Source organism: Anaerocolumna sp. AGMB13025, assembly GCF_029689925.1.
In the GTDB taxonomy this organism is placed as follows: Bacteria; Bacillota; Clostridia; order Lachnospirales; family Lachnospiraceae; genus Anaerocolumna.
In genome coordinates, this window is sequence record NZ_CP121445.1 from 2,594,371 (window position 1) to 2,621,115 (window position 26,745).

The following is a 26,745-nucleotide window of genomic DNA, read 5'->3' on the forward strand; positions in this document are numbered from 1 at the left end:
AAATAGATCTTCACATTTATTATTTGGAACACGGTAGGGAGTGGTTTCCGATAGGTGTGAAGATAAATTTTGCACTTATATAAGCAAGATCCCCTTCACCGCAAAGGCGGAGGATAATCCGGAGGAAGTGATGTAACAGGGGATTCAGGTCGAAAGAAATAAAAAAGAAAGGAATGCCACGAATAGATTCTTTCAACCTATTTAAACTTGGTGGCAGGAGGCTGTTGTACTATTGTCTGGTCACAGGTCTTGGATGAAGAACAATTGTAACAGCTTCAACAGGCATAATAATGGAACATCGGCTGATATTAAATGGAACCTGGAACTGGTGCGAAAGGGAAGAAAATAAAGTCAGGGAAGGAAAAGTGCCCGGAAGCGTCCTTTCTGATCTGACAGCCTTAAATCTAATTCAGGATCCGTATTGGAGAACAAATGAATATGAAACCAAAGAACTGTTCCGAAAGGATTACCGTTATTTCCGAACCTTTCAGGTAACAGAAGAACTGTTAAACGATGAAGAGCAGATATTGGTATTCGAAGGTCTGGATACGATTGCGGATATTTATCTCAACAAAGAACGGATTGGTTCTGTGAATGATATGCACCGCACGTACCGCTTTAATGTGAAACATAAATTAAAGACAGAGAATGAACTGGAGATTTATTTTCATTCGCCTATTGCCTTTGTAGAAAAAGCCCATGAAGAAGGTGATATCTTCTATGCTTCTACCGGGTGTATGAAGGGGAATGGAGCACTTAGAAAAGCACACTATATGTTTGGTTGGGACTGGGGACCAATACTTCCGGATGCGGGGATCTTCCGTAATGTTTATCTGTCCGGCTGCAGTACAGCGAAAATAGAAGACATAAGGATACGGCAGTTCCATGAGGAAGTACAGGGAAACTCCCATGAACCCTATGCGAAACCCGTAATTAATAAAGTACGACTGGATATTGAAACAAGAGTGAAACGTTTTTCTGGCTGTTCCCTTCGTTTAATCTGTCAGGTTACAGCACCGGATGGGACAATAGTAACAGGTGAAACTAAAATTTCAGGCAATGAGGACTTCAAAAATATTGAGATAGAGATCAGGGATCCTAAGCTTTGGTGGCCTAACGGGTACGGAGAGCAGCCGTTATACCATATAACAGTTATGCTGGAAGCGGATGGAGTACTAGAAGATACCTGGGAAAGAAAGATTGGCTTAAGAAATATTACAGTATGTACCGATAAGGATGAATGGGGAAATCAGTTCGCATTTGTTGTAAACGGTCAGAAAATCTTTGCTATGGGTGCTAATTATATTCCAGAGGACAATATTGTGGGACGCCTTAACCAAGAACGCAGTGACAGGTTAATCAGAGATTGTGCAAAGGCTAACTTTAACTGTATCCGTATCTGGGGCGGCGGTTATTACCCGGAGGATTATGTGTATGATGCCTGCGACCGTTATGGTATTCTGGTCTGGCAGGATTTGATGTTTGCCTGCAATGTATATGATTTAACAGAAGAATTTGAAGAGAATATACTGTCAGAAACCATTGATAATGTAAAGCGCCTCCGTCATCACGCCTGTCTGGCACTTTGGTGCGGCAATAATGAGATGGAGTGGGGCTGGAGTGATTGGGCGAGACTTGTTGGGCACCGGCCGAAATATAAGGCAGATTATATTAAGATGTTTGAACTGCTGCTGCCAAGGATTACAAAACAATATGATGATCAGACCTTTTACTGGCTTTCCTCACCTTCCTCCGGCGGTTCGTTTGACAATCCCAATGATTTTAACCGGGGAGACAATCATTACTGGGAAGTATGGCATTCCAATAAACCATTTACCGAATATCGGGATTTTTATTTCCGTTTTTGCTCCGAGTTCGGGTTTCAATCTTTTCCGGGGAAGAAAACACTGGATAGTTTCAGCCTTTTGGAGGATCAGAACATTTTCAGTGAAGTAATGGAATCCCATCAAAAAAACGGATTGGCAAATACGAAAATATTTTCCTATATATCCGGGTATTACAAGTATCCTAAAGATATGGAAAGTATTGCCTATATCTCTCAGATTCTACAGTTAAAAGCAATCCAGTACGGAGTGGAACACTGGAGAAGAAACTGGGGCAGGTGCATGGGAGCGATATACTGGCAGTTAAATGACTGCTGGCCGGTGGCTTCCTGGTCAAGTATTGACTATTACGGGCGTTGGAAAGCCCTGCATTACGGTGCCAAAAGATTTTATTCCAGATTTATGGCAACGGCCTGTGAAAAAGAAGAACTAAGCACGGAAATCGATTATTATATCCACAATGAATCCTTTCAGGAACGGGAAGCGGTATTACAGGTCAGATTGTTTGGCGGAGATCTGCGTACAATCTATGAGCTTGAGAAACCTGTCAGGATAAATCCTTTTAAAGTAAAGAAAGAAATCAGTATTGATTTTAACGAATATCTGGAGGGAATCCAGAGAAATGAAGCCGGCGCTGAATATCGGCTTTTGGAAAATGGAATCGTAATAAGCAGAGGTACGAATCTATTTGTAAAACCCAAGTACTTTACTTTTAAAGTACCAACATATCAGGTTGAGGTTACAGAGGAGGAAGAGGACTTTCGAATTCATATTAAGTCGGATGTATATGCCAGTTATGTGGAATTAGACCTTGATGAAGATGTGGTTTTTGAAGATAATTACTTTGATATAACATCAAAGGAGGGGGTATGGGTTACAGTCTGCAAAAAGGAATTTAAGAAGCAGATTACGGCGGAGGAGCTGGGTGCTAAGCTTCGTATAAGAAGTGTGGCAGAAAGCTTTTGATATAGGAATGTTAAGGTAAGCTAGAACAAACTATTAGCTTTGATTATAGAAAAAGGAGGAAGAGGTATGCAAAAAGAATTAATAGATCAGCTGGAAACGCCCTGTATTGTGATTGATTTGGTTAAGACCGAAGAAAATATTGTTAAGATGCAGGAAGGGGCAAATAGCTGTAAATGCAGTTTGCGGCCTCATATCAAAACCCACAAGATGCCGTATTTTGCCAGGCTACAGCTAGCCTATGGTGCTTGTGGCATTACCTGTGCAAAAGTATCGGAAGCCGAGGTAATGGCAGAGGGCGGGATTGAGGATATCTTTATCGCTTATCCCATGGTAGGTGATTTTAGGATTAAAAGAGCCCTCTTACTGGCTAAACGTATCAAACGGCTGATTCTGGCGGTGGACAGTATGGAAGGTGCAATGTTGCTAAATAAAGCGGCAATAGACGCTGGGCTTACCATGGAGGTACGTCTGGAGGTCGATACCGGTGCAAAAAGAACCGGTGTCTTAAGGAACAAGGCAGCAGAACTGGCCAGACAGATTCACGGTTTGCCGGGTCTTAATCTGACAGGAATTTATACATTTAAAAGCCTGGTCTACCGCGATACAGTGACGGAGGATAAACATCTGGCCAGTGTGGAAGAAGGGGAGCTGATGGAGCAGATTGCAGAAGAGATTAAAAAAGCAGGTGTTCCCATTAAAGAAATAAGCGCCGGCTCCACCCCGACCGGACTTTTAGTGGCAAGGACCGGAAAAGTAAATGAAATACGTCCAGGTACCTATCTGTTTAATGATTATATGTTATGTAAGGAAGGCGCAGCGGTTCTAAGCGATATTGCTGTCCGGATTTATGCCACGGTGGTCAGTGTTCCCTCCAGGGAATATGCAGTAATTGACGGAGGAACCAAAACCTTTCCCATGGATATTCCTCTTGATAAGGCTCCTTATTATTATCCCGGCTATGCCCTGGTGGAAGGAAATGAAGATTTGCAGCTTAGGCGCATGAATGAAGAACATGGAATTATTACTAGTATCAAAGGGGATACAGGACTTAGGGTGGGTGATAAAATAGCGCTGATCCCTATTCATGTATGTACTGCGGTTAATATGCAGAATCAGGTGTACTTATATGACGGGGAAGGCTTAAAGCAGGAAACGGTAGCTGCGAGAGGTATGCTGGTATGAAGACCTTAATTAAAAATGGATTACTATATGACGGCAGCGGAACACCTCCCTATATAAAGGATATTCTTATTGAAGATGACAAAATATCAGCTGTTTCAGAAGGAATAGAAGCCTCTGCCGAGGAAATAATTGATGCTGCCGGTTTATGTGTTACCCCGGGATTTATCGATACCCACAGGCACTGTGATATTGACGCCTTATATAATCCTGAGTTTGGATCTATTGAATTATCTCAGGGTCTTACTACGGTGATCGGAGGCAACTGCGGTCTAGCCCCCATTCCTGCGCCTGAGACTTATAGGAAAGAAATCTTTGATTTTATCGAACCTTGTCTGGGAATTGCGCCAAAGCAGATGAAGATAGAAAAGTTTCCGGAATATCTAAAAGCCCTGGAGGAAAAACCCCTGCCCCTACAGGTTGGAAGTTATATCGGAACAGGAACCTTAAAAGCAGCAATTAAAGGATATGGAAAGTCTCCATTTACAAAAAAAGAGATGAACCTGGCGAAAACCTACATAAAAGAAGGTCTGGCAGCAGGGGCAGTAGGACTGTCTGCGGGGATTATGTACCAACCGGAATGCTATTCCAGTTTTGAAGAAATGACAGAGCTATTCTCGGCAGCCGCTTCCTATCAGAGACCTTTGGCCTGCCATATCCGTGGGGAAGGCAATAATCTGCTGACATCGGTTAAGGAAATCATAGAAATTGCGAAAATAGCAGAGGTTCCGCTAAATATCAGTCACTTTAAGGTAACAGGAGTAAAGAATTGGGGAACTGTTATTGACAGGGCGATTGAACTAGTTGAAGCTGCTCGTCAGAAAGGGCAGGATATAACGGTGGACTTTTATCCCTACTGTGGAGGTTCAACAACGCTGTTAAGCCTGATTCCACCCACGCTGATGGAAGAAAACCTGAACAAAACCCTTGCTAAACTGGAAACAGCTGCCGGAAAAGAGAATTTTATGAAAGAGATCTATAAAGAACATTCCGGCTGGGACAATATGGTTACCGCCATTGGCTGGGAGCGGATTCTGATTAGTTCCGTGACAAAGGAAAGTAACCGGAAGTTCTCCGGAATGAACTTTAAAGAAGGAGCCGCACTAGCAGGTTATGATGAACCCGGTGAATTTATGTGTGAACTGCTTGCACAGGAGATGGGAAAGGTCGGTATTATTGTACTGTCTATGTCTTTGGAGGATGTGGATAAAGTGGCAAAGCTGCCTTATTCCATGGTGATATCAGACGCCTTGTACGGTGTAAGTGATTGCCCTCACCCAAGATTATATGGAGCGTTTCCGAAAGTCCTTCGGGAGTTTGTAAGGGAACGAAAGGTACTTACTATGGAAGAGGCAATCAAAAAGATGACCTTATTGCCGGCTGACCGCCTTTCCATAAAAGACCGCGGTATGATTCGGAAAGGGTATTATGCGGATTTAAACCTGTTTCAGGAAGAATTGATAAGGGATGATGCGGTATATGAAGCTCCCAAGAAGTTTAGTACCGGCTTCCATACGGTTATGGTCAATGGAAAAACTGCTATATCAAGGGATGAACGGAGCAGCCTCAATAACGGTAGGGTAATTCGAATAAAATAGAAGAAAATGATGAGGAAAGTGAAGGAGAAGCACTTTTACTGACACTTTATTAGCCGCCAAAGGCGGCGGAATGAGAGGTAGAGATGATTGATATATATGGAAAATTAGAGGAATTAGGTCTTAAATTGCCCCAGGCACCTGCAAAGGGAGGGGTATATTCATCAGCTAAAAACTTTGGAAAAAATCTGGTGTATATCTCCGGCTGTGGTCCGGTTATTGATAAACCGGTTAATGGGAAAGTTGGAAAAGAGTTTACCAAGGAAGAAGCCAAGGAATTCTCCAGAAACTCCATGCTAAACGTACTAGCTGTTTTACAGGCTCAGATTGGTGACTTAAATAAGGTTAAGCAGGCTGTGAAAATACTGGTTTTTGTAGCAAGTACTGAGGACTTTTATGATCAGCCTTATGTGGCTAATGGAGGTTCACAGCTTTTGGTGGACCTTTTCGGAGAAGAGGCAGGAGCACCAAGCAGATCTGCGATTGGCGTGAATGTGCTTCCAGGTAATATACCGGTAGAGATTGAAGCTATCTTTGAGATTAATGAATAATACTTAGTAAGTCATATGCGGCTGCCCGTGGCAGCCGCATTTACTAAATGGAGAACAGACTGATAAAGGTGTGTTGAGAAAGCACCGGATTGGAGAAAAATATGGAACCGGTATATTTGGATGAAACAAAAACAGATGAAGAAAGAGTAAGGGATCTGATCTCTAAGATGACCCTTGAGGAAAAGGTGTCTCAGTTAAAATATGATGCACCGGCGGTTAAGAGACTAGGCATCCTAAACTATAACTGGTGGAATGAAGCCCTTCATGGAGTAGCCAGAGCAGGTGCGGCCACGGTGTTCCCGCAGTCAATTGGTCTGGCAGCTACCTTTGATGAGGAATTTCTAAAGCAGATTGGAGATATTATATCTACCGAGGGAAGAGCGAAATATCACGAAGCCTGTGCAAATGGTGACAGAGGACTATATAAAGGGATAACGTTCTGGTCTCCTAATATCAATATATTCAGAGATCCAAGATGGGGCAGGGGACATGAGACTTACGGGGAGGATCCCTGTCTTACCGGGCGGATGGGTACAGCGTATATTAAAGGAATCCAGGGAAATGGGAAACGATTAAAAGCAGCAGCCTGTGTAAAACACTTTGCAGCCCACTCCGGTCCGGAAAAGGGACGCCACTCCTTTAATAGTATTGTCAGTAAAAAAGACTTGTTTGAAACGTATTATCCTGCCTTTGAACAATGTGTGAAAGAAGCGAAAGTGGAGGGAGTCATGGGTGGATACAACCGCCTAAACGGAGAAGCCAGCTGTGGAAGCTATGCCATGATTACCGAACTGCTTCGGGAAAAATGGGGATTTGACGGTTATTATGTATCCGACTGTGGAGCAATCAAGGATTTTCATATGTATCATGGTCTTACCTCAACACCGGCAGAATCGGCAGCCCTGGCATTAAAGAGCGGCTGTGACCTAAACTGCGGAGCAATGTACCTTCATTTGCAAAATGCTTATAATAAAGGTCTTGTTTCAGAAGAGGATATTGATAAAGCGGTTTATCATGTTATGATGACAAGAATGCGCCTTGGAATGTTTGACGAACATACGGAATATGAAGAGATTCCATATGAGGTAAATGATTGCAGGGAGCATCATGAGGCGGCTTTAAAAGCAGCGGAGAAATCAATGGTGCTTTTAAAAAATAACGGTATCTTGCCGCTGAAAAAAGAAGCGTTACATACGGTTGCCGTAATTGGACCCAATGGAGACAGTGATGAAATACTAAAAGGTAATTATAATGGAACCGCCACAGAAAAATATACTCTGTTGGAGGGAATCCGTGAGACCTTAGGGGAGAAGGTCAGGATTTTTTATTCGGAAGGAGCGCATCTGTACCGGGATAATGTTGAAAGTCTCGCAGAAGCCGATGACCGGATTAAGGAAGCAGTCATTATGGCCAGGAAAAGTGATGTGGTATTCTTGTGTCTGGGGTTGAATGGGACCCTGGAGGGGGAAGAAGGAGATGCCAATAACAGCTATGCCGGTGCGGACAAAGCAGATTTAAATTTACCGGAGTCCCAAGTGCGCTTGTTACAGGCAGTATGTGAAACAAAAAAACCGGTGGTGCTCTTACTTTCTACCGGAAGTGCCATGGCAATTAATTATGCAGAGGAGCATTGCGACGCTATTCTACAGGTGTGGTATCCAGGTCAGATGGGCGGCAGGGCAGCAGCGAATATCCTTTTTGGCAAGACTTCACCATCCGGAAAGCTGCCGGTTACTTTTTACCGGACAACAGAAGAACTACCGGAGTTTACAGATTACAGTATGAAAAACAGGACTTACCGGTATATGGAACAGGAGGCTTTGTATCCCTTTGGCTATGGTCTGAGTTATGGCCGTTTTATCTACAGTAATATAAGACTGGAGGAGTCGGCTGCAGGTGATAAAGGTTATGTCAGGGTGTCGGTAGATGTAAAAAACCAATCCGGTACAGACGGAGAAGAGATAACCCAGGTTTATGTTAAAATTATGGACTCCCGGCTTACGGTGCCGAATTTTTCCCTGGTGGATTTTAAATGTATCAGTCTGAAAGCGGGAGAAATGAAAAAAGCAGAGTTTGTGCTGCCGATGGAAGTTTTTATGGTTATAAATGAAGAAGGCGAGAAGATTTTTGACGGAACAAAGGCCATTATCTATGCTGGCGGCAGCCAGCCTGACAAAAGAAGTGCAAAACTGTTGGGGGCATATCCTCTAAGCATGTCAATTGAACTTAACAGTTTATGGGGCTAAGGACCGTATGCTCAGATTCAAAAATCAAGTCCGAGTATCGTTGTGCCATTAAAACTTAAGGTTCTGATATAAGCCGGTAAGGAAGATGATAGCCAGTACTTGCTAATCGTAAATCCCAAGGAACTTATTTTTATCCATAACATATAAATAATATAATTGAAATCAGAAGTTTAATGGAAAAATTTCTCATTAATACAATTGACTAATTTAATCAACAGTAATAAAATTATTAATTAGTAAGGTACTCTTTGGGCAGACAACATCAAAAAAAGAAGGGATATCGACTATGGGAATTTTGATTTTATTAGCATGTTCCTGTATATTTGGATTTGTATTATTTTCTAATGTACTTCTTGACAATCGGGATAATGAGTTTAATAAGGATACGAAGGTCTCAGTAATTATTCCTGCCAGAAACGAAGCTGAAAATCTGCCGTATCTACTGGCTTCCTTAAAAGAGCAGACAGTAAAACCCTATGAAATCATAGTGGTAGATGATATGTCCTCAGATGAAACCTATGAAACGGCAGAAAGCTTTGGTGTAACAGTGATAAAAAATACAGAATTGCCTGAGAATTGGACGGGTAAATCCTGGGCATTGTGGAATGGAGTGAAGGAATCTTCCGGTGACATATTGGTTTTTCTGGATGCGGATGTAAGACTTGCTAAGAAAGCACTGGAAATTTTGCTAAAGGCCAGAGAGAAATCCGGTGGTGCTGTTTCTGTCGTTCCCTATCATAAAACGGAAAAATTCTATGAAAAATTATCTCTTATTCCTTGTATTCTCGGGGTATTGGCATTTACCTCACCTTTTGAAAGACTCAGTAAAAGCAAAGGCATGTATGGCTCCTGTATTGTAATGACGAAACAGGATTATAGTACAATTCAAGGACATGACAGCATTAAATCTGAAGTACTGGATGATCTGACTCTGGGCAAACGTCTATCCGATGCCGGGATTCCAATTGAAAATTATATTGGTTATCAACTGGTATCTTTCCGGATGTATCCGGGAGGACTACGTAGTGAGTTGGAGGGCTTTGGTAAAAGCGCGGTACTTAGCATGTCAACTCTGAGACCCTTAACGATGCTGTGTATTGCCATCTGGTTTATTGGTCTTTTAGCCGTCCAGTTTGTGACCCCCATTCTGATTCTTATGGGTTCGTCCTATGCGGTGCCCCTGGTTATTGGCTATATATTTTATACGATACAAATTATTTATTTCTTAAAATACAGCGGTGATTATGGTTATCTGCTGCCTGTACTACATGGTTTATCATCGGTGTTTTTTATTGTGGTTATTTTGTATTCTTATTATCAGGTAACATTTACAGGAAGTGTAATCTGGAAAGGAAGGCAAATCAAAGTTGGCAGAAAATAATTGGATGATGATAATATTTATTTTGGTGGAATATATATGCGGTTCCTTAATGTTTTCGTATTGGCTTGGTCTTATCGTGAAAAAAGATTTAAAAGCCATTGGTGATGGTAATCCGGGAGCTTTTAATTTATGGCACGCAGCAGGTTATAAATTAGGAATACTGGGTGTAATTTTAGATTTTATGAAAGGTTACCTTCCTCTGGTATTTCTCTATGAGTCGGGGGTGGTTAATAATAATTTCCTTATTCCCGTTGCCCTTGCACCAATCTTTGGTCATGTCTTTCCGGTATTCCATAAATTCAAAGGCGGAAAAGCCATAGCAGTAACGTTTGGAGTATGGAGCGCAATTACAAGATTTCAGGTTTCTCTTATCTTTGCCCTTATATTGGCTGTCTTTCAATTGGCCGCCAGGATTATTAAAAAGGGAAAAGGGGTATCCTCCGAAGCGGATGGAGTTATGGTAGTGGCAGGTATGATTTTACTTGGTCTTTATATGAAAGTTCTAAATTTTCCCGGTTCTTATTTTATAATTTGGTTCTTTAATTTAGTTGTTTTTATATACGCCAATCGGGGCAAATTATATAAGTTTTATAAGGAAAAAACAGACAAAGGCATACCTTACCGGTATTAAATGTAAAATATACTACATAGGACTGGTATTTGGAAACAGGGTTTAAGAGTTTTTTGCATTGCTTATCTTAATCTCCTGGGGGATGGAGGAAACCCAATTAATCCGTAAAATCAGTATGGTGGTTATGAGTGCAGCCATATAGTTGGAGAAGAGATTGCCCCAGAATACGGAATAAAAGCCCAGAAAATGTTCCGTTGCAAGGATGAAAACATACCGCAGCAGCCATACACGAAGAATACTCATTACTAAGGTAATCCGAGTCCGGCCAAGTCCGATGAAAGCGCCTAACTGTACCATACAGATGCCAAAGCCCACCACAGAATATGTATAGATATGAAGGGCGTTATTCGCAATTTCTAGTACCTCTTTGGAACGGGTGAACAAGATCGTAATCCGTGAGGATAAGGGCACAATGATAGCAATCAGGATAACGGCAGTAACCGCGCTGATTATACAGCCTGCTAAACAGGAAAGTTTGGCTTTTTTACCCTGCCCTGCTCCGATATTCATACTAACCATCGTAGTGACAGAAGAGCCGAAGGAAGAGGGTAAAATAAAGCAGACCGATGTAATATTATTGGCGATTCCCTGACCATTTAAAACGATAGCTCCATATTTTTCAACTTCGTTATTAATAAGCAGGAAGCCTAAGTTTAGCATGATGCTTGAGAGCATGGAAGGAAAACCGATATGCAGCAGATCTTTTATGATTTGACGGTCAAACTTAAAACCAGTCAGAATCAACCGGTCATTTCCGGATTTTATAAACAGTTCGTAATACATCCAGGACGTAATGAGTATGTTAGAAGCCAGGGAAGCTATGACAGAACCAACAATACCCATACGGAAGACACCAATAAAGAGAACGTTAAAAATTACTTTCAGAATGAGCATAATCACCATTCTGGTAAAGGTGTCCTCAGGCTTACCGCTGGCATTTTTAATTGCATTGTAAATGGATTCCAGAAAAGAAAAGGGCAGGACTGCGGCACTTAATGCCAGATATGTAAATACATCTTTTGAAATTTCAGGACTTACATGTCCTGAAGCTACAAAAGCAAGGACGATTAGAATTGGGATTAAGAGAAAGCCAATTAAAAAGGAAAAAACTATCATTTGAGTTGAAATACGCCGACCGGCTTCAAAGTCACCTTTACCATTGGACTGACCTATGATTGCCATTCCGGCTACACTTAAACCCTGTGCCAGTGCTACCGTCATATTTACAATTGGAGCGCAGTAGGTAACGGCACTTGCGGCGACGGTACCAACAATATTATTTAAGAATAAGCCATCAATAACCGGTATTACTGACTGGATTACGCCCATCATGAGGGATGGTACCGAAAGTAGCAATATGGTCGTGGATACAGGACCGTTTAATATAAGATTACGTCTTTGTTCAAGATTTTGCTTTAAGAAATTCATAATGTCACCTGCCAGTTGTTAATGTGGTAACCATTCCTGTTTGAGAGTGGTACGAAAAACGATTATACTCTTATTGGATTTTAGAGTCAATACCATATCCGGTCTGGCAGGTACGTAAGATTTTCTTTCTTGTTAATAAATCGCATAAATACGCAGTTCTTACGACTTAGAAAAAGTTTAGTATCTAAATTGTTAGTTATCCAATCTATCTTACCAAAGTCGGCAATACTCCTCTGTCCTGTAAGGGAGAATGGCCGATAATCTTTATGTAAGCCCGGTAGAAGGCGGAATAATCTCCAAAACCGGATTGGACGGCCGCTTCTGCCGCACTATGTCCGTTGATTAGGAGCTGCTGTGCATAGATGATTCTTTTATGCAGCAGATAATCCCAGACAGTAGTACCTATAGCCTTCCGGAATACCTTGTTTAAATGGTGTTTGCTGATAAAGAATTTCTCTGATATATAATCCAGGGTAATGGTATCGGTAAGATGGGTGTTTAAATAAGCTATGATTTTTGAAAGGGTATCCGGACTCACGAAAGGGTTGGCGGTCTGCCCGGAGTGGCTCATAACCGTGATCTGGGATAATAAGGATTCCATGTAAATGGGTAGGAGTTCCTCTAAAAGTTCTGGTTCCAGTCTGGAACATTCGGTAAAGGATTCAAAAAAAGAATAGATTCGATAAGCATCCGTATTGGGATAATATATTTCTTTGCCGGAATGCTTTTCCATGGCAGGAAATGCGGAAAGCAGCAGATGCCTGCGCTCCATAGTAAGGATATCCGGAAGAAAATGCAGGGCAAATCTTATGTAAGGCTTCGTGGAGTTAACCTTTACACCGTGGAAAATATTTGGTGTCAGCAAAAGCATACTGTGGGGAGCCATGTGGAATTGTCTGCCCTCTACCAGATAATCCACATCACCTTCTATTAAAAAATACAACTCATAATAATTGTGGCAGTGAAGCTGGAAGTCGTCGTTGGCTGCTTCACTAAGGGTATAGCTGAATAATACCCGGTTAGTCTTGATTTCTGCAATAACTCCCATTTTAAATCCTCCTTTTTCCTCTATAAAGTATAACTTAGCATCGCTATATTTGCAATATGAATGTTCTTATTTGCAATGGTAATTTTCCGGGTTTTTTTCTAAAATAAAACTATAAGAAACATAGGAAGGTTGATTTTAGTGAAACTGGGAGCACAATTATATACAATAAGGACTTATATACAAAATGAAAAGGACTTTCATTTCTCAGCAAAAAAGGTTGCTGAAATGGGCTACAAAACCATTCAGATCTCCGGTATTGGAAAAGATATCCCTGCTGAGAGAATCAGAGAAATCTGTGACAGTTTATCCCTGGAAGTAGTTCTGACCCACAGCGATGTGAACAGGATTTTGTATGATACGAATAAGCTGATTCAGGAACATGAGGTTATGGGATGTAAACATATCGGACTTGGGGCTATGCCGGAGAAATACCGTACTCCGTATTGGATTACCCATTTTGGAGAGGATTTTAAGGAAGCCGCTAAGCAAATTGCGGCTGCTGGGAAGTTATTTATGTACCATAATCACAATTTTGAGTTTGAAAAATTTAACGGTAACTATGCAATCGAATATTTGCTGGAAGCCTTTAGCCCAGAGGAGATGGGGATCACTCTGGATACTTACTGGGTACAGGCTGCCGGAGGGGATGTCTGCCAGTGGATTGAAGTACTGAAAGACCGCTTATCCTGTGTGCATTTAAAGGATATGGCGGTAGTGAACGGAGTACCTGTAATGGCACCTGTACTGGAAGGTAATATGAACTTTAAGGCCATATTAAAGAAACTGGAGGATACCAATTGTGAATACCTGCTGGTGGAACAGGATACCTGCCAGGGCAGTCCCTTTGACTGTTTAAAATTAAGTTACGACAATTTAAGTAAACTAGGCTATAAGTAGAGGAGAACTTACATGAAGAAGGTTAAAATCGGTATTATCGGAATTGGAAATATGGGCAGCAGCCATTGCAATACGATTATAAATAACCAGGTTCCGGATATGGAACTGGCAGCAGTAGCAGATGTAAAGGAAGCCAAACGGAACTGGGCAAAAGAGAATTTACCGGAGTCGGTTGCAGTATTTGAGGATGGGGATGCTTTAATTGAAGACAGCCTGTGCGATGCGGTGATTGTAGCAACACCACACTATGAACATCCAAGACTGGTCATTAAAGCACTGGAACATGGTCTTCATGCCTTAAGCGAGAAACCTGCCGGAGTTTACACCAAGCAGGTTCGTGAAATGAATGAAGCCGCTGCTAAGAGTAACCTGGTATTTGCCATGATGTTTAACCAGAGAACCAACCATGTCTACCGTAAAATGCATGAGCTGGTACATAGTAAAACCCTTGGTGCCATCAAACGGGTTAATTGGATTATTACGGACTGGTACCGAACCCAGGCCTATTATAATTCCGGAGAATGGAGAGCAACCTGGGAGGGGGAAGGCGGTGGAGTGTTATTAAACCAATGCCCCCACAATCTGGATCTGCTCCAGTGGATCTGCGGTATGCCATCCAGTGTACAGGCTTTCTGCCATAATGGCAAGTGGCACGATATCGAAGTAGAAGATGATGTAACTGCTTATCTGGAGTATCCATCAGGAGCCACCGGAGTATTTGTTACTACCACAGGCGATGCTCCAGGGACGAATCGATTTGAAATTACCCTGGAGAAAGGTAAGCTGGTATGTGAATCAGATAAACTGACCCTGTATCAGTTAGACGTTAGTGAAAGGGAATATTGCTTTACTGCAACAGAAGGCTTTAAAGCACCGGAGGGACAATATGTGACCTTGGAAACCGATGGCAAAAACCCACAGCATTCCGGTGTTTTAAATGCCTTTGCAGGAAAAATCCTTTATGGAACCCCTTTAGTAGCGGAAGGAGCGGAAGGTATTAATGGACTGACCTTATCAAATGCCATGCATTTATCCAGCTGGCTGGGTAAACCAGTTAAGCTTCCCTTCGACGAGGATTTATTTCTGACGGAATTAAATAAGCGCCGTGCCACCTCAAAGCTTAAGAAAAATGTGAAGGAAGTTACCTTTGATACGGGCAGCACCTATGGCTCCCAGGTGAAATTATGAGAGCAGCAATCGTAGGCTGCGGCGGCATTGCAAGGGTCCATGCCGAAAGCCTTAAGGGCTTTAAGGGACATGAACTGGCAGCTTTTGCAGATATAAATGAAGATAGGGCACGGGAGTTTGCGAAGAAGTATCACGGTAAGGCATACTCTTCCCTGGAAGATATGCTGGGAAGGGAGGATATCGATATCCTCCACATATGCACACCTCATTACCTTCATGTTCCTATGGCAGTGTACGCTTTAAAGCAGGGAATCCATGTATTTATGGAGAAGCCTCCGGTTATTTCACGAGAACAGTACCTGGAACTCTTAGCAGTTAAAAGCAGTAAAAAGCTTGGGATATGTTTTCAAAACAGATATAATCCAAGTATTATAGCAGTAAAAAAACTCCTGGCTTCCGGCGAATCAGGTGCAATAAAAGGGGCAAGGGGGCTTGTGACCTGGAGCCGTAACCAGGAATATTATACGGAGAGCGGATGGAGAGGCAGTCTTGCTACAGAAGGAGGCGGAGTCTTAATCAATCAGTCGGTACATACCATGGATTTACTGGCGTATCTGTTAGGTACTCCCTTATCGGTAGACGCAACTATGACCAATCATCATCTAAAAGGTGTTATTGAAGTTGAAGATATGATGGAGGCTTATTACCAGTTTGAAGGGAATAAAACTGCCTGCTTTTATGCTACCACGGCTTATTGTACGGATGCACCGCCCTTAATTGAACTATTCTGTGAGAATATGACAATCCGGATTGAAGACCTGGAGGTTACAATCTATAGTAAGGACGGCGGCGTGAATAAGCTTCCCATGGAACATAAGGAAAGGCTTGGAAAAAGTTATTGGGGTGCCGGTCACAGAGACTGCATAGCAGACTTTTATGACAGCATTGAAACGAATAGACCTTTCTCCCTGGAGTTTCAGAGGCTTAAGGAAACCATATTACTTATGCTTGGAACTTATGAATCGGCCAGGACAGGGAAAGAAATAAGGATTATATAACAATCAGAAAGAGGTACTTATGTTAGAAAATACTCGTATTACAGGTTTTGCAGATGAGATTCATACAGATTTGATGGTCCAGGTCCGCCTGTTAAAGGAGTTGAAGCTGGAATATATAGAATTCCGCAGTGGCAATGGAAAGAATATAGCAGATTATACAATCGAAGAAGCAAAGGCGGCTATGACCTACCTGAAGGAAAATGGTATTAAAGTATCTGCTCTTGGTTCTCCAATTGGTAAAATTAAAATTACCGAGGACTTTGAACCACATTTTGAAACCTTTAAAAGAGTTGTGGAATTAGCGAAAGTATTTGAGACACCTTATATACGAATGTTCAGCTTTTATATCCCAAATGGAGAAGAGCCTTCTTTATACCGGGAAGAAGTATTCAAAAGAATACGGAGTTTTCTTAATTATGCCAAAGAACATAAGGTAGTCCTCCTTCATGAGAATGAAAAGGATATTTACGGAGATAACGCTGTCAGATGCCAGGAGCTGCTCCGGGAATTTTACGGCGATCACTTTAAATGTACCTTTGATTTTGCCAACTTTGTTCAGTGCAGACAGGATACCCTGGAGGCTTATAATCTTTTAAAGCCTTATGTGGAATATATCCATATCAAGGATGCTCTTTGGGACACCGGTGAAGTGGTTCCGGCAGGAGAGGGTGACGGAAAGGTATTAGAAATCCTAAGACGGTTGGACTCAGAAGGCTATCAGGGATACTTAAGCCTGGAACCTCATCTGGCAGAGTTTGCAGGACTAAAGTCACTGGAGCAAAATGTGAAGAAGAGAGAACTTACAGACGGCGAAGTTTCTTATACCATAGCATTTCATGCGCTGGAGAAACTATTAAAGCAGAATTAGGACCGGTTGGATTCTTTGAATGTTCGTTGGATTCTTTCTATGCTTTAGAAGCTGTTGCTTCGCTAGCCCATGAACAAGTAAGCCCCCGGCGGCATATGTTATCATAGATAATAGTATCGGGGTGGCAGAACTTGGTACCGTATAAACTGACAGTAAAAGAAAATGTTATAAAAAAAGATATGTATTACAAGGGTCAACTGATTCTGACCTATACCATAAAATATCCGCAGTTTATTTCGGATAAATTTAAGTTGTTCCTTACCAAACTCAATATATTTTATAAAGCGGATGCAGTATTTTACCAAAGAGTGCAAATATCAAAACTATTTCAGTCTGCTGTAGAGGATTACGAATATTCTGTAGCCAATGGATTTCCTATTCATCAGTATGAAGTCTTGGTTGAATACACAGTTACTTACAATGAAAATTGTACACTAAGCTTATATTTTGACCGCTATGAATATACCGGAGGAGCCCATGGCATGACTTTTAGAAGCGCCGATACCTGGGATTTACAAAGTAGCAGCCGGATGGAACTTGGAGATTTCTTTCCGGATACGGATAATTTCACGAAAAGTATTCAAAATGAAATTGACAGACAGATTGCCATTCGTTTAAAAAAAGATGAAGGAATGTTTTTCGAGGATTATACTGATTTAGTAAAAGATAATTTTAATCCAAAAAACTTTTACTTGACGGAACAAGGTGTCGTTATTTATTTTCAGTTATATGAGATTGCACCTTATGTAAGCGGGATACAGACATTTACATTTCCTTTTGCAAGAGGAGAAGCGATACCACCGGAGTGTTAATATAGTTATAAGTTACAATTTCAAACTTCGCAGTTATTTTTGTCTTGGTATACTTGATAAAATCAGCAATGAAGGTGAGTAAGAAAGCATTGAGTATGCTATGTTTCATAAGCTTAGGATTCTGAGCCGGAAATTCACTAATGATTTTTTCATGTGGTATTGCAAGACTCAAAAAGCACAAACTCCTCGCTATGCTCGTCAAACAGTGTGCATTTTGAGTCTAAACCACCTGAAAAAGTCATAAGTGAATTATCAGACTCAGAATAAAGCGCTTATGAAACATAGCATAATCATGCTTTCAATTTAGCTTTAGGGCTGATTTTATCAAGTTTTTTAAGGTTATTAACTGCGAAGTTTGAATTATAATAATAAATAAGGAATACTAATAAAAACCTGTCATTTATTCTGAGTGTTAAAGCTCATGCTACATGACAGGTTTTTTTCGTTCAAATGAAATTCAGGCGTTATCTGAATTCCCCTTCATCCAAATGATACAAATACCGTTCCAGTTCTTCCTTTGATTGAAAGTTTTTCGCGTTACGCAGCAATTCTGCCCGTTCATCATCATCCATATTATCATAGTAATTCCTGGCCCCGTCATCTGAATTAATCAGACTATTAAGGGCAGCGGGATATGTGGCTATATTTGTTGCTCCGATTGGAAATGCTGTAAAGCCATTTGGGAAAGAATTGATGCCATTGGGCGGATTATCCATGTTAGCCTCCTTAGTATACCGTATTTATATACCGGTAAATAAATCGTAAAAAACAAATCATAAATTTTTGTACAAACAATGTGATGTGTCATCAAACATATTAAAAATGTTATGATTAGGGTTCTCATAGAAACGCCATAATATGCTAGAAAATATTACATATTTATATGAAGCTATCTGTTGTATTCAGGTTGGACATACGTTATAATAATGTAGATAAACAATTAAAAATGGTGTTGGTCGATAAGATGTTAAAAATGAAGGAAAAAGGAATAAACTGCGTATTCAAGGAGGAAGACTATGGAAAAATACAAAATCATGGTAAAAGGTATCGTTCAGTATGAGGATAAATATTTACTTGTAGAAAAATGGTATGATGACAGAATAGTAGATCCTTATCAATGGGAATTTATTGACGGCAAATTAGAGTTTGGTGAGAATCCGGAAAAAGGTGTTCTCAGATTGATTTTTGAAACTACCGGTCTGTCTGTGTTAGTAAACCGTATTCTGTATACCTGGTCTTTTATGGTTGGTGATGTCTGTAACATCGGGATCAGCTTTTTATGCATCAGTACAAGGGATGATATAGTACTTAGTGAAGAACTTAATAATTTTAAATGGGTAACAAAAGAAGAAATAGGTAGTTATATCGGTAATAAAGCTGTTATGGCTGATATTGAAAAAGCTGAGTTATAAAATATCCTTACAATAAAATTTGACGACGTTCGGCTTGCCGGACGTCATTGTGTGTAATCGCCAGGGAAAGGAGTATGATTTTGACATTATTAATTAAAAACGGTTATATACTTGATCCGTCTACCGGAACAGAAGGCAGCTACGACCTACTTATTGAAGATGGTATTATTAGAGAACTAAGGGCAGGCATTGATAAAACCGCAGATCAGGTAATTGAGGCGAATGGACTGTATGTTATGCCGGGGTTTATTGATCTTCATGTACATTTAAGGGAACCTGGCTATGAATACAAAGAGACCATAGCTACAGGAGCTCTGGCTGCAGCAAGAGGAGGCTATACAACCATCTGCCCTATGCCAAATACGAATCCGGTCACAGACAGCAGGCAGATGATTGAAACCATATTAACCAAGGCGAAAACAGAAGCGGTGGTTCATATTCTTCCAATCGGTGCGGTTACAATCGGACAGTCCGGTCAGGAATTAGCGGATATAAAGGCTATGGCAGCAGCCGGGGCAGTGGCAGTCAGTGAAGACGGAAAATCTGTTATGAATACAGCTCTTTACCAAAGAGGAATGATAGAAGCCAAAGAAGCCGGTATTCCGGTATTTGCCCACTGCGAAGATAAAGAGCTGGTGGGAAAAGGGGTTCTTAACGAAGGGGTCAAATCCAGGGAATTCAATATGCCCGGCATCAGCAACGCAGTTGAGGATATTATTGCTGCCAGGGATATTCTTTTAGCGAAAAATACAGGAGTAAAACTTCATCTCTGTCACTGCTCAACCAGGGATAGTGTGACTTTTATAGATATGGCGAAAAAAGACGGCTTACCTGTAACCGGTGAGGTGTGTCCACATCATTTTACCATGGCGGACGAAGAGATAACAGGCGATGATGCCAATTATAAAATGAATCCTCCCTTAAGAAGCAGAGAAGATATCATGGCTTTAAAGGAAGGGCTCAAAAACAATATTATGGATGTAATAGCAACAGACCATGCACCCCATAGCGCAGAGGAAAAAGCAAAATCCATAAAGGAAGCCCCCTTTGGAATAGTGGGACTCGAAACTGCATTTGCACTTACTATGACAGAGTTGGTGGAACAAGGGTATTTAACTCCGATGCAGATGGTTGAGAAGATGAGCTTAAATCCAGCTAAGGTATTAGGAATTGATAAAGGCAGCCTTGCAGTAGGAAAAGCGGCAGATGTTGTAATAGCCGATCCGAATGAAAAATATAAAATAGATGTGAATGAATTTGCTTCTAAGGGTAAGAATACCCCCTTTCACGGAAAAGAAGTTGTTGGTCGGGTAAAGGTTACTATCGTTGACGGTAAAATTGTATTTCAGGATAATTAAAGATATCCGCAAAACAGCAGATTAATATCCGCTAAAGAGGCACTTAGGCGGTAGGTTGAAAAGAAAAACGTTTTTCAACCGAAAAAAGCACAGAGGTGCTTTTTTCACAGAAATTTAAATGCCGTTAAAGCGGCACTTAGGAGGTAATTATGATAAATAAATTGATTGAAAAGATTGAACAAAGTAAAGCGCCTATCGTGGTTGGTTTAGATCCCATGTTATCCTATATACCAGAGCATGTAAAAGAAAAGGCGTACCAGGAAAAAGGTGAGACCTTAGCCGGTGCGGCAGAAGCTATCTGGCAGTTTAATAAAGCAATAGTGGATGCTACCTGGGATATAATTCCTGCGGTTAAACCTCAGATAGCAATGTATGAACAGTTTGGTATCGAGGGAATGATTGCCTTTAAGAAAACCGTGGACTATTGTAAAGAAAAAGATTTAGTTGTGATTGGTGATATCAAAAGAGGTGATATTGGTTCTACCTCAGCTGCCTATGCAACTGCGCATTTAGGTAAAGTAAAAGTAGGAAATAATTCATTTTATGGGTTTGATGAAGACTTTGCAACGGTTAATCCTTATTTAGGTTCTGATGGTGTGGAGCCTTTTATTGAAGTTTGTAAGGAAGAGAAGAAAGGTTTGTTTATACTAGTTAAGACCTCCAATCCTTCCAGCGGCGAATTTCAGGATCAATTAATAGAGGGAAAGCCCCTTTATGAATTAGTAGGAAAGAAAGTAGCCGAATGGGGGGAAACGTGTATGGGCAATCAGTACAGCTATATTGGTGCTGTAGTTGGTGCAACCTATCCGGAGATGGGTAAAATTCTAAGAGAGATTATGCCAAAAACTTATATCCTGGTACCAGGTTATGGCGCTCAGGGCGGTAAAGGGAAAGATTTGGCTCATTACTTTAATAAAGACGGGTTAGGGGCTATTGTGAATTCTTCCCGTGGGATTATTGCTGCTTATAAACAAGCAGGATATGAAAAATTCGGACCAACCGCTTATGCAGATGCTTCCAGACAGGCAGTAATTGATATGAGAGAGGATATTATGGGAGCATTATATAATAAGTAGAGTCAAAAATAAAAAATCCGTGGTGTCATTTGGGAATACCACGGATTTTCTTATTTCAATAAATAAAATATCATAATTTGTAACTTTAATCTTAAAATTTGAGATTTTGAGATTGAATCTAAAAAATTGTAAATTTAAGTAATGTTCTATGCTAAAATAGTCTTGAAAGTGTCTAAGAAATATTGATTGTTATAAAGATTAAATATTGTATTCCAAACCTGAAATTAATCTATTTGGATTTCTTTCGTTCCTCTATAGCATCATGTAAACTGGTCAAGGCAAGAGTCAAAGTTTCTCTTGGGCAGGCGATATTTATCCGTTGGAACCCAAGTCCTTCCGGACCGAACATAGTTCCGGCGTCTAGCCATAATTTCGCTTTATTTATGATTAGGTCTTCTAATTCTTCTTCAGAAAGACCTAATTTCTTAAAATCAAGCCATAGAAGATAAGTACCCTCTGGTTCGACTAATGTAACCTCAGGAATGTTTTTTTCTATAAATTCCTTTACATATCTTAAATTCTCATAAAGATAATCTTTTAACTCTTTAAGCCACTCATCTCCATATTCATAGGCTGTCTGGCAGGCAATTAATCCCATGGTGTTTAACTGACTGTAACCGGATTTTATGATTTCATTTTTAAAGGCAGTTTTTAATTTGGGATTTCCAATTAATACATTGGATACCTGCAGCCCCGCCAGATTAAAGGTTTTACTGGGAGCAGTGCATGTGATGGTATTATCAAAAAATTCAGGTTTTAAGTTAGCAAAATTAAGATGTGCATGCCCGGAATAAATAAAGTCAGCATGAATTTCATCGGATACGACTAATACATTATGTTTTAGGCAAATATCACCTAAGTGGATTAACTCCTCTTTGGTCCATACTCTTCCTACCGGATTGTGAGGATTACACAATATAAACAACTTAACATTATTCTTTATTATTTTATCTTCAAAATCATTATAATCGATATGATATTTTCCTTTTTCATAAACCAAAGGATTATTAATTAGTTTTCGCTCATTACTTTCAATGGCTTCGGAAAAAGGATAATAAACTGGTCTTTGAATTAAGACAGCTTCGTTTTTTTCAGTGAAGGCACGTATTGCCATAGCGATGGCAAATACGACACCAGGTGTTTTAATAAGCCATTTTCGTTCAATTTCCCAGTGATAATGAGAAGAAAACCAGTTACGCAGAACTAAAAAGTAATCCTCTTTAACCTCTGTATAACCAAATATCCCGTGGCGGCTGGCATTTATCAGCGCTTCTGTAACCTCTGGTACTGTAGGAAAATCCATATCTGCAACCCATAATGGTAATATATCGGCAGCTTTACCTTTTTCTACTGCAAAATCATACTTTAAGGAGTTTGTATTTTTTCTGTTCACTACTAAATTAAAATCATATGGCATTTCTAGTCCTCCAAGATAACATAAGTTTATTCGGTTAAGGCCTGTGCTAAATCGGCTATTAAATCATCTGCGTTTTCAAGACCTACAGATAGACGCAGCAAGCAATCATTAATGCCTCTTGCCAGCCGTTCTTCAATAGGAACATCAGCATGGGTCTGAAGCATAGGATAGGTAATTAAGGTTTCCACTCCTCCAAGACTTTCTGCAAATAATATTAATTGAAGCCGTTCCAATAACCGGATGGCAGTTGCTTCGCTATCGACTTCAAAAGATATCATAGAGCCAAACCCGGTTGCCTGCTTTGTGGATACTGCATAATCCGGATGGTCAGGCAGACCAATATAAAATACTTTATTAATTTTTTCCTGTTTCGTAAGCCAATTTGCTAATTTGATCGCATTTTCCTGCTGACGTTCCATACGAACGGCAAGGGTTTTTATCCCTCGAATCAATAACCAACTGTCAAAGGGTGAGAGACAGGCTCCGGTTGTTTTATAAATAAAACGTAGTTTTTCAGATAAACCTATATTACCTGTAACTAAAAATCCTGCCAGGGTATCATTGTGACCGCTTAAATACTTGGTACCGCTGTGCACTACAATATCAGCGCCTAAGGTTAGTGGCAACTGGTAATAGGGTGTTAGGAAAGTATTATCAACAATGACCAGGATTCCGTTAGCTTTTGCCAATTCACAGACTGCGGCGATATCAGTTACCTGCATCATAGGATTTGTTGGTGATTCAATATAAATTGCTTTTGTGTCCGGACGGATTAAAGACCTTACAGTTTTTAAGTCTGCTGTATTAGTATAATCAATGTTTATACCATTCTTACGGGAGATATGTTCGAATAAACGAACTGTTCCACCATATAAATCACCGGAAGCAATAAGGTGGTCACCTATGGAAAAGAGTTCCATAAGAGCAGTAATTGCAGCCATACCCGTTGAAAAAGCTAAAGCATCACAACCCTGTTCTAAATTAGCTACCACCTTTTCTACATGTTCCCTGGTGGGGTTTTGGAGACGGGAGTAATCATAACCGGTACTTTTTCCAACTCCCAGGTGTGCAAATGTTGCGGATTGATAAATTGGTACACTGACAGCTCCGGTAGAATGAGTATCATTTTTAGCCCCATGTATACAAAGAGTTGATTTATCCATATCTTATACCCATTGTATATCGCAAATCTCTTGCGATACAGCCACTAATAAAATGTGAAACAAGTTTCACCGGTTGAAAGAATCAAAACGTGGCATCCTTTCAATAAACAAATTTTCTTTCAACCTTTGAAAGAATCAAAACGTGGCATCCTTTCAATAAACAAATTTTCTTTCAACCTTTGAAAGAATCAAAACGTGGCATCCTTTCAATAAACAAATTTTCTTTCAACCTTTGAAAGAATCAAAACGTGGCATCCTTTCAATAAACAAATTTTCTTTCAACCTTTGAAAGAATCAAAACGTGGCATCCTTTCAATAAACAAATTTTCTTTCAACCTTTGAAAGAATCAAAACGTGGCATCCTTTCAATTTTTTTCAACTTTCTATCTTTTTTATACAAAAAAACTCGCCTTCTTAATTTAAGAAGACGAGTAAAACCCGTGATACCACTTCAATTTATCTGTTCATTACTGAGACAGACCTCTAAGAGTACGAAATTAGATACCTAATTATACTCCCTTGCTGTAACAGGCAACCCTGTCGAATTCTAAATGCAATACAAACAAAACATATTACAATTCAAACCGCCACTCCTGAGCCATATTCAGTCATTTTTCATCTGCTTTTTTCCACCGTCAAAGCTCTCTGTTAGATTCTTAATCACTTACTCTCTCATTCCTAGTGTTTTACTATGAAATTGATAAAAGTATAGCAAAGAAATAACTCAATGTCAACAGGTTAGTGTAAAGTTTTATTAGTGGTAAATCGCAAGTGAGCTTGCAATATGATATAGCTCCAGTGTAGTGTAAGATTCTTAATACTGAAAAACCGGCAACGTGCAGAGGGTATGCAAGGGGTGTAAATATGGATTATCGTAGGTGTTATACACCAACGGCACGGGTATAAACCTTTAACCAGTCTTTTTCTTCCTGGGTAAGATAAGGTGATATTTTTTTGTATACTTGTTCATGATAATCGTTTAGTCTTTTAATCTCTGCAGGAGACATGAAGGAGACCTCCACAGCATCTAAATCAATAGGAGCAAAAGTTATATGTTCAAAGTACATAAACTGACCATATTCGTTTTTCTCACCCTTATGGCAAACCAGTTCATTTTCCGTACGGATACCATGGCTTCCTTCAATATAAACACCGGGTTCATCGGTTGTTACCATACCTTCTTCCAGTACACAGCCGTCATCCCTTTCCGGTACTTTCTTCCAGCGGAAACCATTCGGGGCTTCGTGAACATTAAGCAGATATCCTACACCATGACCGGTACCGCATTTATAATCTAAATTCATATCCCATATAGGACCTCTTGCTAGTATATCCAGATTCAGTCCGATACATCCGTGCAGGAATTTGGCATCTGCCAGATTTAACATACTTCGCAGCACTGCCGTAAAGTGTTTTTTTAGTTCCTCACTGATTTCCCCAAGAGCCATGGTTCTGGTAATATCTGTGGTTCCCTCATAATATTGACCGCCGGAATCCACAAGGAGTAATCCTTCCGGTTTTAAGAGTGCATTACTGTCAGGACTGGCGGAGTAGTGCATCATAGCGGCATTCGCTTTATAGGCACAGATGGTATCAAAACTAAGTTCAATAAAACCTTCCTGTTCTTTTCTTCGTTCCTCCAGGTAATCACTGGCACTGATTTCAGTGATTTCGATTTTACCGATGTTAGTTTTTAGCCAATACATAAATTTGGTAAAGGCAACGCCATCTTTGATATGGGATTTTCTTAAATTCTCTATTTCCACCGGATTTTTCATGGCCTTAAATAATACGGTAGGATTGGCGGCATCAATAATTGAAATTTCAGAGTTCAGGTTTTTATAGATTGCATAGTTTACTTTTTTGGAATCCAAAAGCACGGATACCTGGGGGGAGAGACTGGTAACAAAACTGTAAATGTCCTGATAATCTTTTAATAAAATCGTATTTTCTTCCAGTTTGTTCTTTATATCCTGGGATAATTTCGTCTGGTCTAAGAACAGATAAGCTTTCTCCTCTGTAATAACAGCATAGGAGAGTATAACTGGATTATAGGCAATATCATTGCCCCTGATATTAAACAGCCAGGCGATATCATCTAAGGTAGTGATGATATGAACGGAGGCACCAAGCTTCTTCATTTCTTTTCTTACTTCCTGTAATTTCTCCGCAGTGGACTTACCGGAATAGATTTCCTCTAATAAAAATGCTGGTTCACCTGGAAGAGAAGGTCTGTCTGTCCAAATGGAATCCACTAAATCTTTATCATACTTTATGGAGATGTTTTTAACCGCAAGCTTTTCTTTTAATTTCAAACCTAAACCGGCATTCAAAACACGACCGTCAAAGCCTAGAGTACCGTCCTGGGGTAAGGTTTCCTGCAAAAATTCCTCGAGGGAAGGTACACCTTCTTCGCCCATTTTGAATAAGGTAATTCCGGTATCCGCAAGCTGTCTTGCAGCCTGTAAAAAGTACCTTCCATCAGTCCAAAGACCTGCCTGGGTTAAGGTAACCACTAAGGTACCTGCAGAACCGGTAAACCCTGACATATATTTTCTGGCTTTAAAATAATCACCGACATATTCTGATTCATGAAAATCAGATGTTGGGATAATATAGGCATCCATTTGATTTTCAGCCATCAGCGCCCGTAAGTGCTGTAATCTTTCTTTAACCATGTTATCCTC

At 40.3% G+C, this 26,745-nt stretch carries 21 protein-coding genes and 1 other annotated feature; of the genes, 15 read left to right on the forward strand and 6 right to left on the reverse strand.

The features are described 5' to 3' along the window. The first annotated feature begins 290 nt into the window (after positions 1 to 290). The 7 genes from QA584_RS10560 to QA584_RS10590 all read left to right on the forward strand — a co-directional run bounded on the left by QA584_RS10560 (position 291) and on the right by QA584_RS10590 (position 10,393). On the forward strand, positions 291 to 2,810 hold the full coding sequence (locus QA584_RS10560) for a beta-mannosidase (RefSeq protein WP_278274481.1): 2,520 nt from the start codon (positions 291 to 293) through the stop codon (positions 2,808 to 2,810). Positions 2,811 to 2,876: 66 nt separating this feature from the next. Continuing rightward, positions 2,877 to 3,992 carry an alanine racemase gene (locus tag QA584_RS10565; RefSeq protein ID WP_278274482.1) on the forward strand — a complete coding sequence of 372 codons (1,116 nt, stop codon included), beginning with the start codon at positions 2,877 to 2,879 and terminating at the stop codon, positions 3,990 to 3,992. Then, positions 3,989 to 5,587, forward strand: a complete 1,599-nt coding sequence (locus QA584_RS10570; RefSeq protein ID WP_278274483.1) for an N-acyl-D-amino-acid deacylase family protein — start codon at positions 3,989 to 3,991, stop codon at positions 5,585 to 5,587. The genes QA584_RS10565 and QA584_RS10570 overlap by 4 nt, the downstream gene beginning before the upstream one ends. Positions 5,588 to 5,670: 83 nt before the next feature. Further along, a complete protein-coding gene (locus QA584_RS10575) occupies positions 5,671 to 6,135 on the forward strand; it encodes a RidA family protein (RefSeq protein WP_278274484.1) in 465 nt (154 codons plus the stop codon). A gap of 101 nt (positions 6,136 to 6,236) precedes the next feature. Further along, positions 6,237 to 8,381: a glycoside hydrolase family 3 C-terminal domain-containing protein gene (locus QA584_RS10580; RefSeq protein ID WP_278274485.1), complete on the forward strand. Its 2,145-nt coding sequence runs from the start codon at positions 6,237 to 6,239 to the stop codon at positions 8,379 to 8,381. A 286-nt stretch (positions 8,382 to 8,667) separates the two neighbouring features. Then, positions 8,668 to 9,762: a glycosyltransferase gene (locus QA584_RS10585; protein WP_278274486.1), complete on the forward strand. Its 1,095-nt coding sequence runs from the start codon at positions 8,668 to 8,670 to the stop codon at positions 9,760 to 9,762. After that, the gene (locus tag QA584_RS10590; RefSeq protein ID WP_278274487.1) at positions 9,749 to 10,393 is read left to right on the forward strand and encodes a glycerol-3-phosphate acyltransferase; all 645 of its coding nucleotides are present in this window, start codon (positions 9,749 to 9,751) and stop codon (positions 10,391 to 10,393) included. The genes QA584_RS10585 and QA584_RS10590 overlap by 14 nt, the downstream gene beginning before the upstream one ends. Before the next feature lie 42 nt (positions 10,394 to 10,435). Here the strand turns inward: QA584_RS10590 and QA584_RS10595 are convergent, their stop codons facing one another. Next, entirely contained in the window at positions 10,436 to 11,821 is a 1,386-nt protein-coding gene (locus QA584_RS10595; RefSeq protein WP_278274488.1) for an MATE family efflux transporter, read from the reverse strand. Between the two features lie 205 nt (positions 11,822 to 12,026). After that, positions 12,027 to 12,869: a helix-turn-helix domain-containing protein gene (locus QA584_RS10600; protein WP_278274489.1), complete on the reverse strand. Its 843-nt coding sequence runs from the start codon at positions 12,867 to 12,869 to the stop codon at positions 12,027 to 12,029. A 138-nt stretch (positions 12,870 to 13,007) separates the two neighbouring features. Between QA584_RS10600 and QA584_RS10605 the strand changes: the two genes are divergently transcribed. From QA584_RS10605 to QA584_RS10625, 5 genes are all read left to right on the forward strand, one after another. After that, the gene (locus QA584_RS10605; protein WP_278274490.1) at positions 13,008 to 13,766 is read left to right on the forward strand and encodes a sugar phosphate isomerase/epimerase family protein; all 759 of its coding nucleotides are present in this window, start codon (positions 13,008 to 13,010) and stop codon (positions 13,764 to 13,766) included. A 12-nt stretch (positions 13,767 to 13,778) separates the two neighbouring features. After that, positions 13,779 to 14,954, forward strand: coding sequence for a Gfo/Idh/MocA family protein (locus QA584_RS10610; RefSeq protein ID WP_278274491.1), 1,176 nt, complete (start codon positions 13,779 to 13,781; stop codon positions 14,952 to 14,954). Then, positions 14,951 to 15,952 (forward strand): Gfo/Idh/MocA family protein, encoded by a 1,002-nt coding sequence (locus tag QA584_RS10615; protein WP_278274492.1) that lies wholly within the window; start codon positions 14,951 to 14,953, stop codon positions 15,950 to 15,952. Before QA584_RS10610 ends, QA584_RS10615 begins: the two co-directional genes overlap by 4 nt. A 19-nt stretch (positions 15,953 to 15,971) precedes the next feature. Next, positions 15,972 to 16,820 carry a sugar phosphate isomerase/epimerase family protein gene (locus QA584_RS10620; protein ID WP_278274493.1) on the forward strand — a complete coding sequence of 283 codons (849 nt, stop codon included), beginning with the start codon at positions 15,972 to 15,974 and terminating at the stop codon, positions 16,818 to 16,820. A 131-nt stretch (positions 16,821 to 16,951) separates the two neighbouring features. Beyond that, positions 16,952 to 17,632, forward strand: coding sequence for a DUF3298 and DUF4163 domain-containing protein (locus tag QA584_RS10625; RefSeq protein ID WP_278274494.1), 681 nt, complete (start codon positions 16,952 to 16,954; stop codon positions 17,630 to 17,632). A 464-nt stretch (positions 17,633 to 18,096) separates the two neighbouring features. On the opposite strand, the gene QA584_RS10630 is transcribed toward QA584_RS10625, so the two are convergent. Further along, positions 18,097 to 18,348: a hypothetical protein gene (locus QA584_RS10630; protein WP_278274495.1), complete on the reverse strand. Its 252-nt coding sequence runs from the start codon at positions 18,346 to 18,348 to the stop codon at positions 18,097 to 18,099. A 300-nt stretch (positions 18,349 to 18,648) separates the two neighbouring features. Here QA584_RS10630 and QA584_RS10635 point away from each other — a divergent pair, with 300 nt between their 5' ends. From QA584_RS10635 to pyrF, 3 genes are all read left to right on the forward strand, one after another. Continuing rightward, complete coding sequence (locus tag QA584_RS10635) at positions 18,649 to 19,044, forward strand: NUDIX domain-containing protein (protein ID WP_278274496.1); 396 nt, start codon at positions 18,649 to 18,651, stop codon at positions 19,042 to 19,044. Between the two features lie 80 nt (positions 19,045 to 19,124). Beyond that, a complete protein-coding gene (locus QA584_RS10640) occupies positions 19,125 to 20,402 on the forward strand; it encodes a dihydroorotase (protein ID WP_278274497.1) in 1,278 nt (425 codons plus the stop codon). A gap of 149 nt (positions 20,403 to 20,551) precedes the next feature. Further along, positions 20,552 to 21,478 (forward strand): orotidine-5'-phosphate decarboxylase, encoded by a 927-nt coding sequence (gene pyrF / locus QA584_RS10645; RefSeq protein ID WP_278274498.1) that lies wholly within the window; start codon positions 20,552 to 20,554, stop codon positions 21,476 to 21,478. A 229-nt stretch (positions 21,479 to 21,707) separates the two neighbouring features. On the opposite strand, the gene QA584_RS10650 is transcribed toward pyrF, so the two are convergent. From QA584_RS10650 to QA584_RS10660, 3 genes are all read right to left on the reverse strand, one after another. Then, positions 21,708 to 22,895 carry a MalY/PatB family protein gene (locus QA584_RS10650; RefSeq protein ID WP_278274499.1) on the reverse strand — a complete coding sequence of 396 codons (1,188 nt, stop codon included), beginning with the start codon at positions 22,893 to 22,895 and terminating at the stop codon, positions 21,708 to 21,710. Positions 22,896 to 22,921: 26 nt separating this feature from the next. Further along, positions 22,922 to 24,058, reverse strand: coding sequence for a trans-sulfuration enzyme family protein (locus QA584_RS10655; protein ID WP_278274500.1), 1,137 nt, complete (start codon positions 24,056 to 24,058; stop codon positions 22,922 to 22,924). 420 nt (positions 24,059 to 24,478) lie between these two features. Further along, positions 24,479 to 24,747 (reverse strand) — a binding site (T-box leader). Positions 24,748 to 24,939: 192 nt separating this feature from the next. Then, positions 24,940 to 26,736 (reverse strand): aminopeptidase P family protein, encoded by a 1,797-nt coding sequence (locus QA584_RS10660; protein WP_278274501.1) that lies wholly within the window; start codon positions 26,734 to 26,736, stop codon positions 24,940 to 24,942. Positions 26,737 to 26,745: the final 9 nt, after the last annotated feature.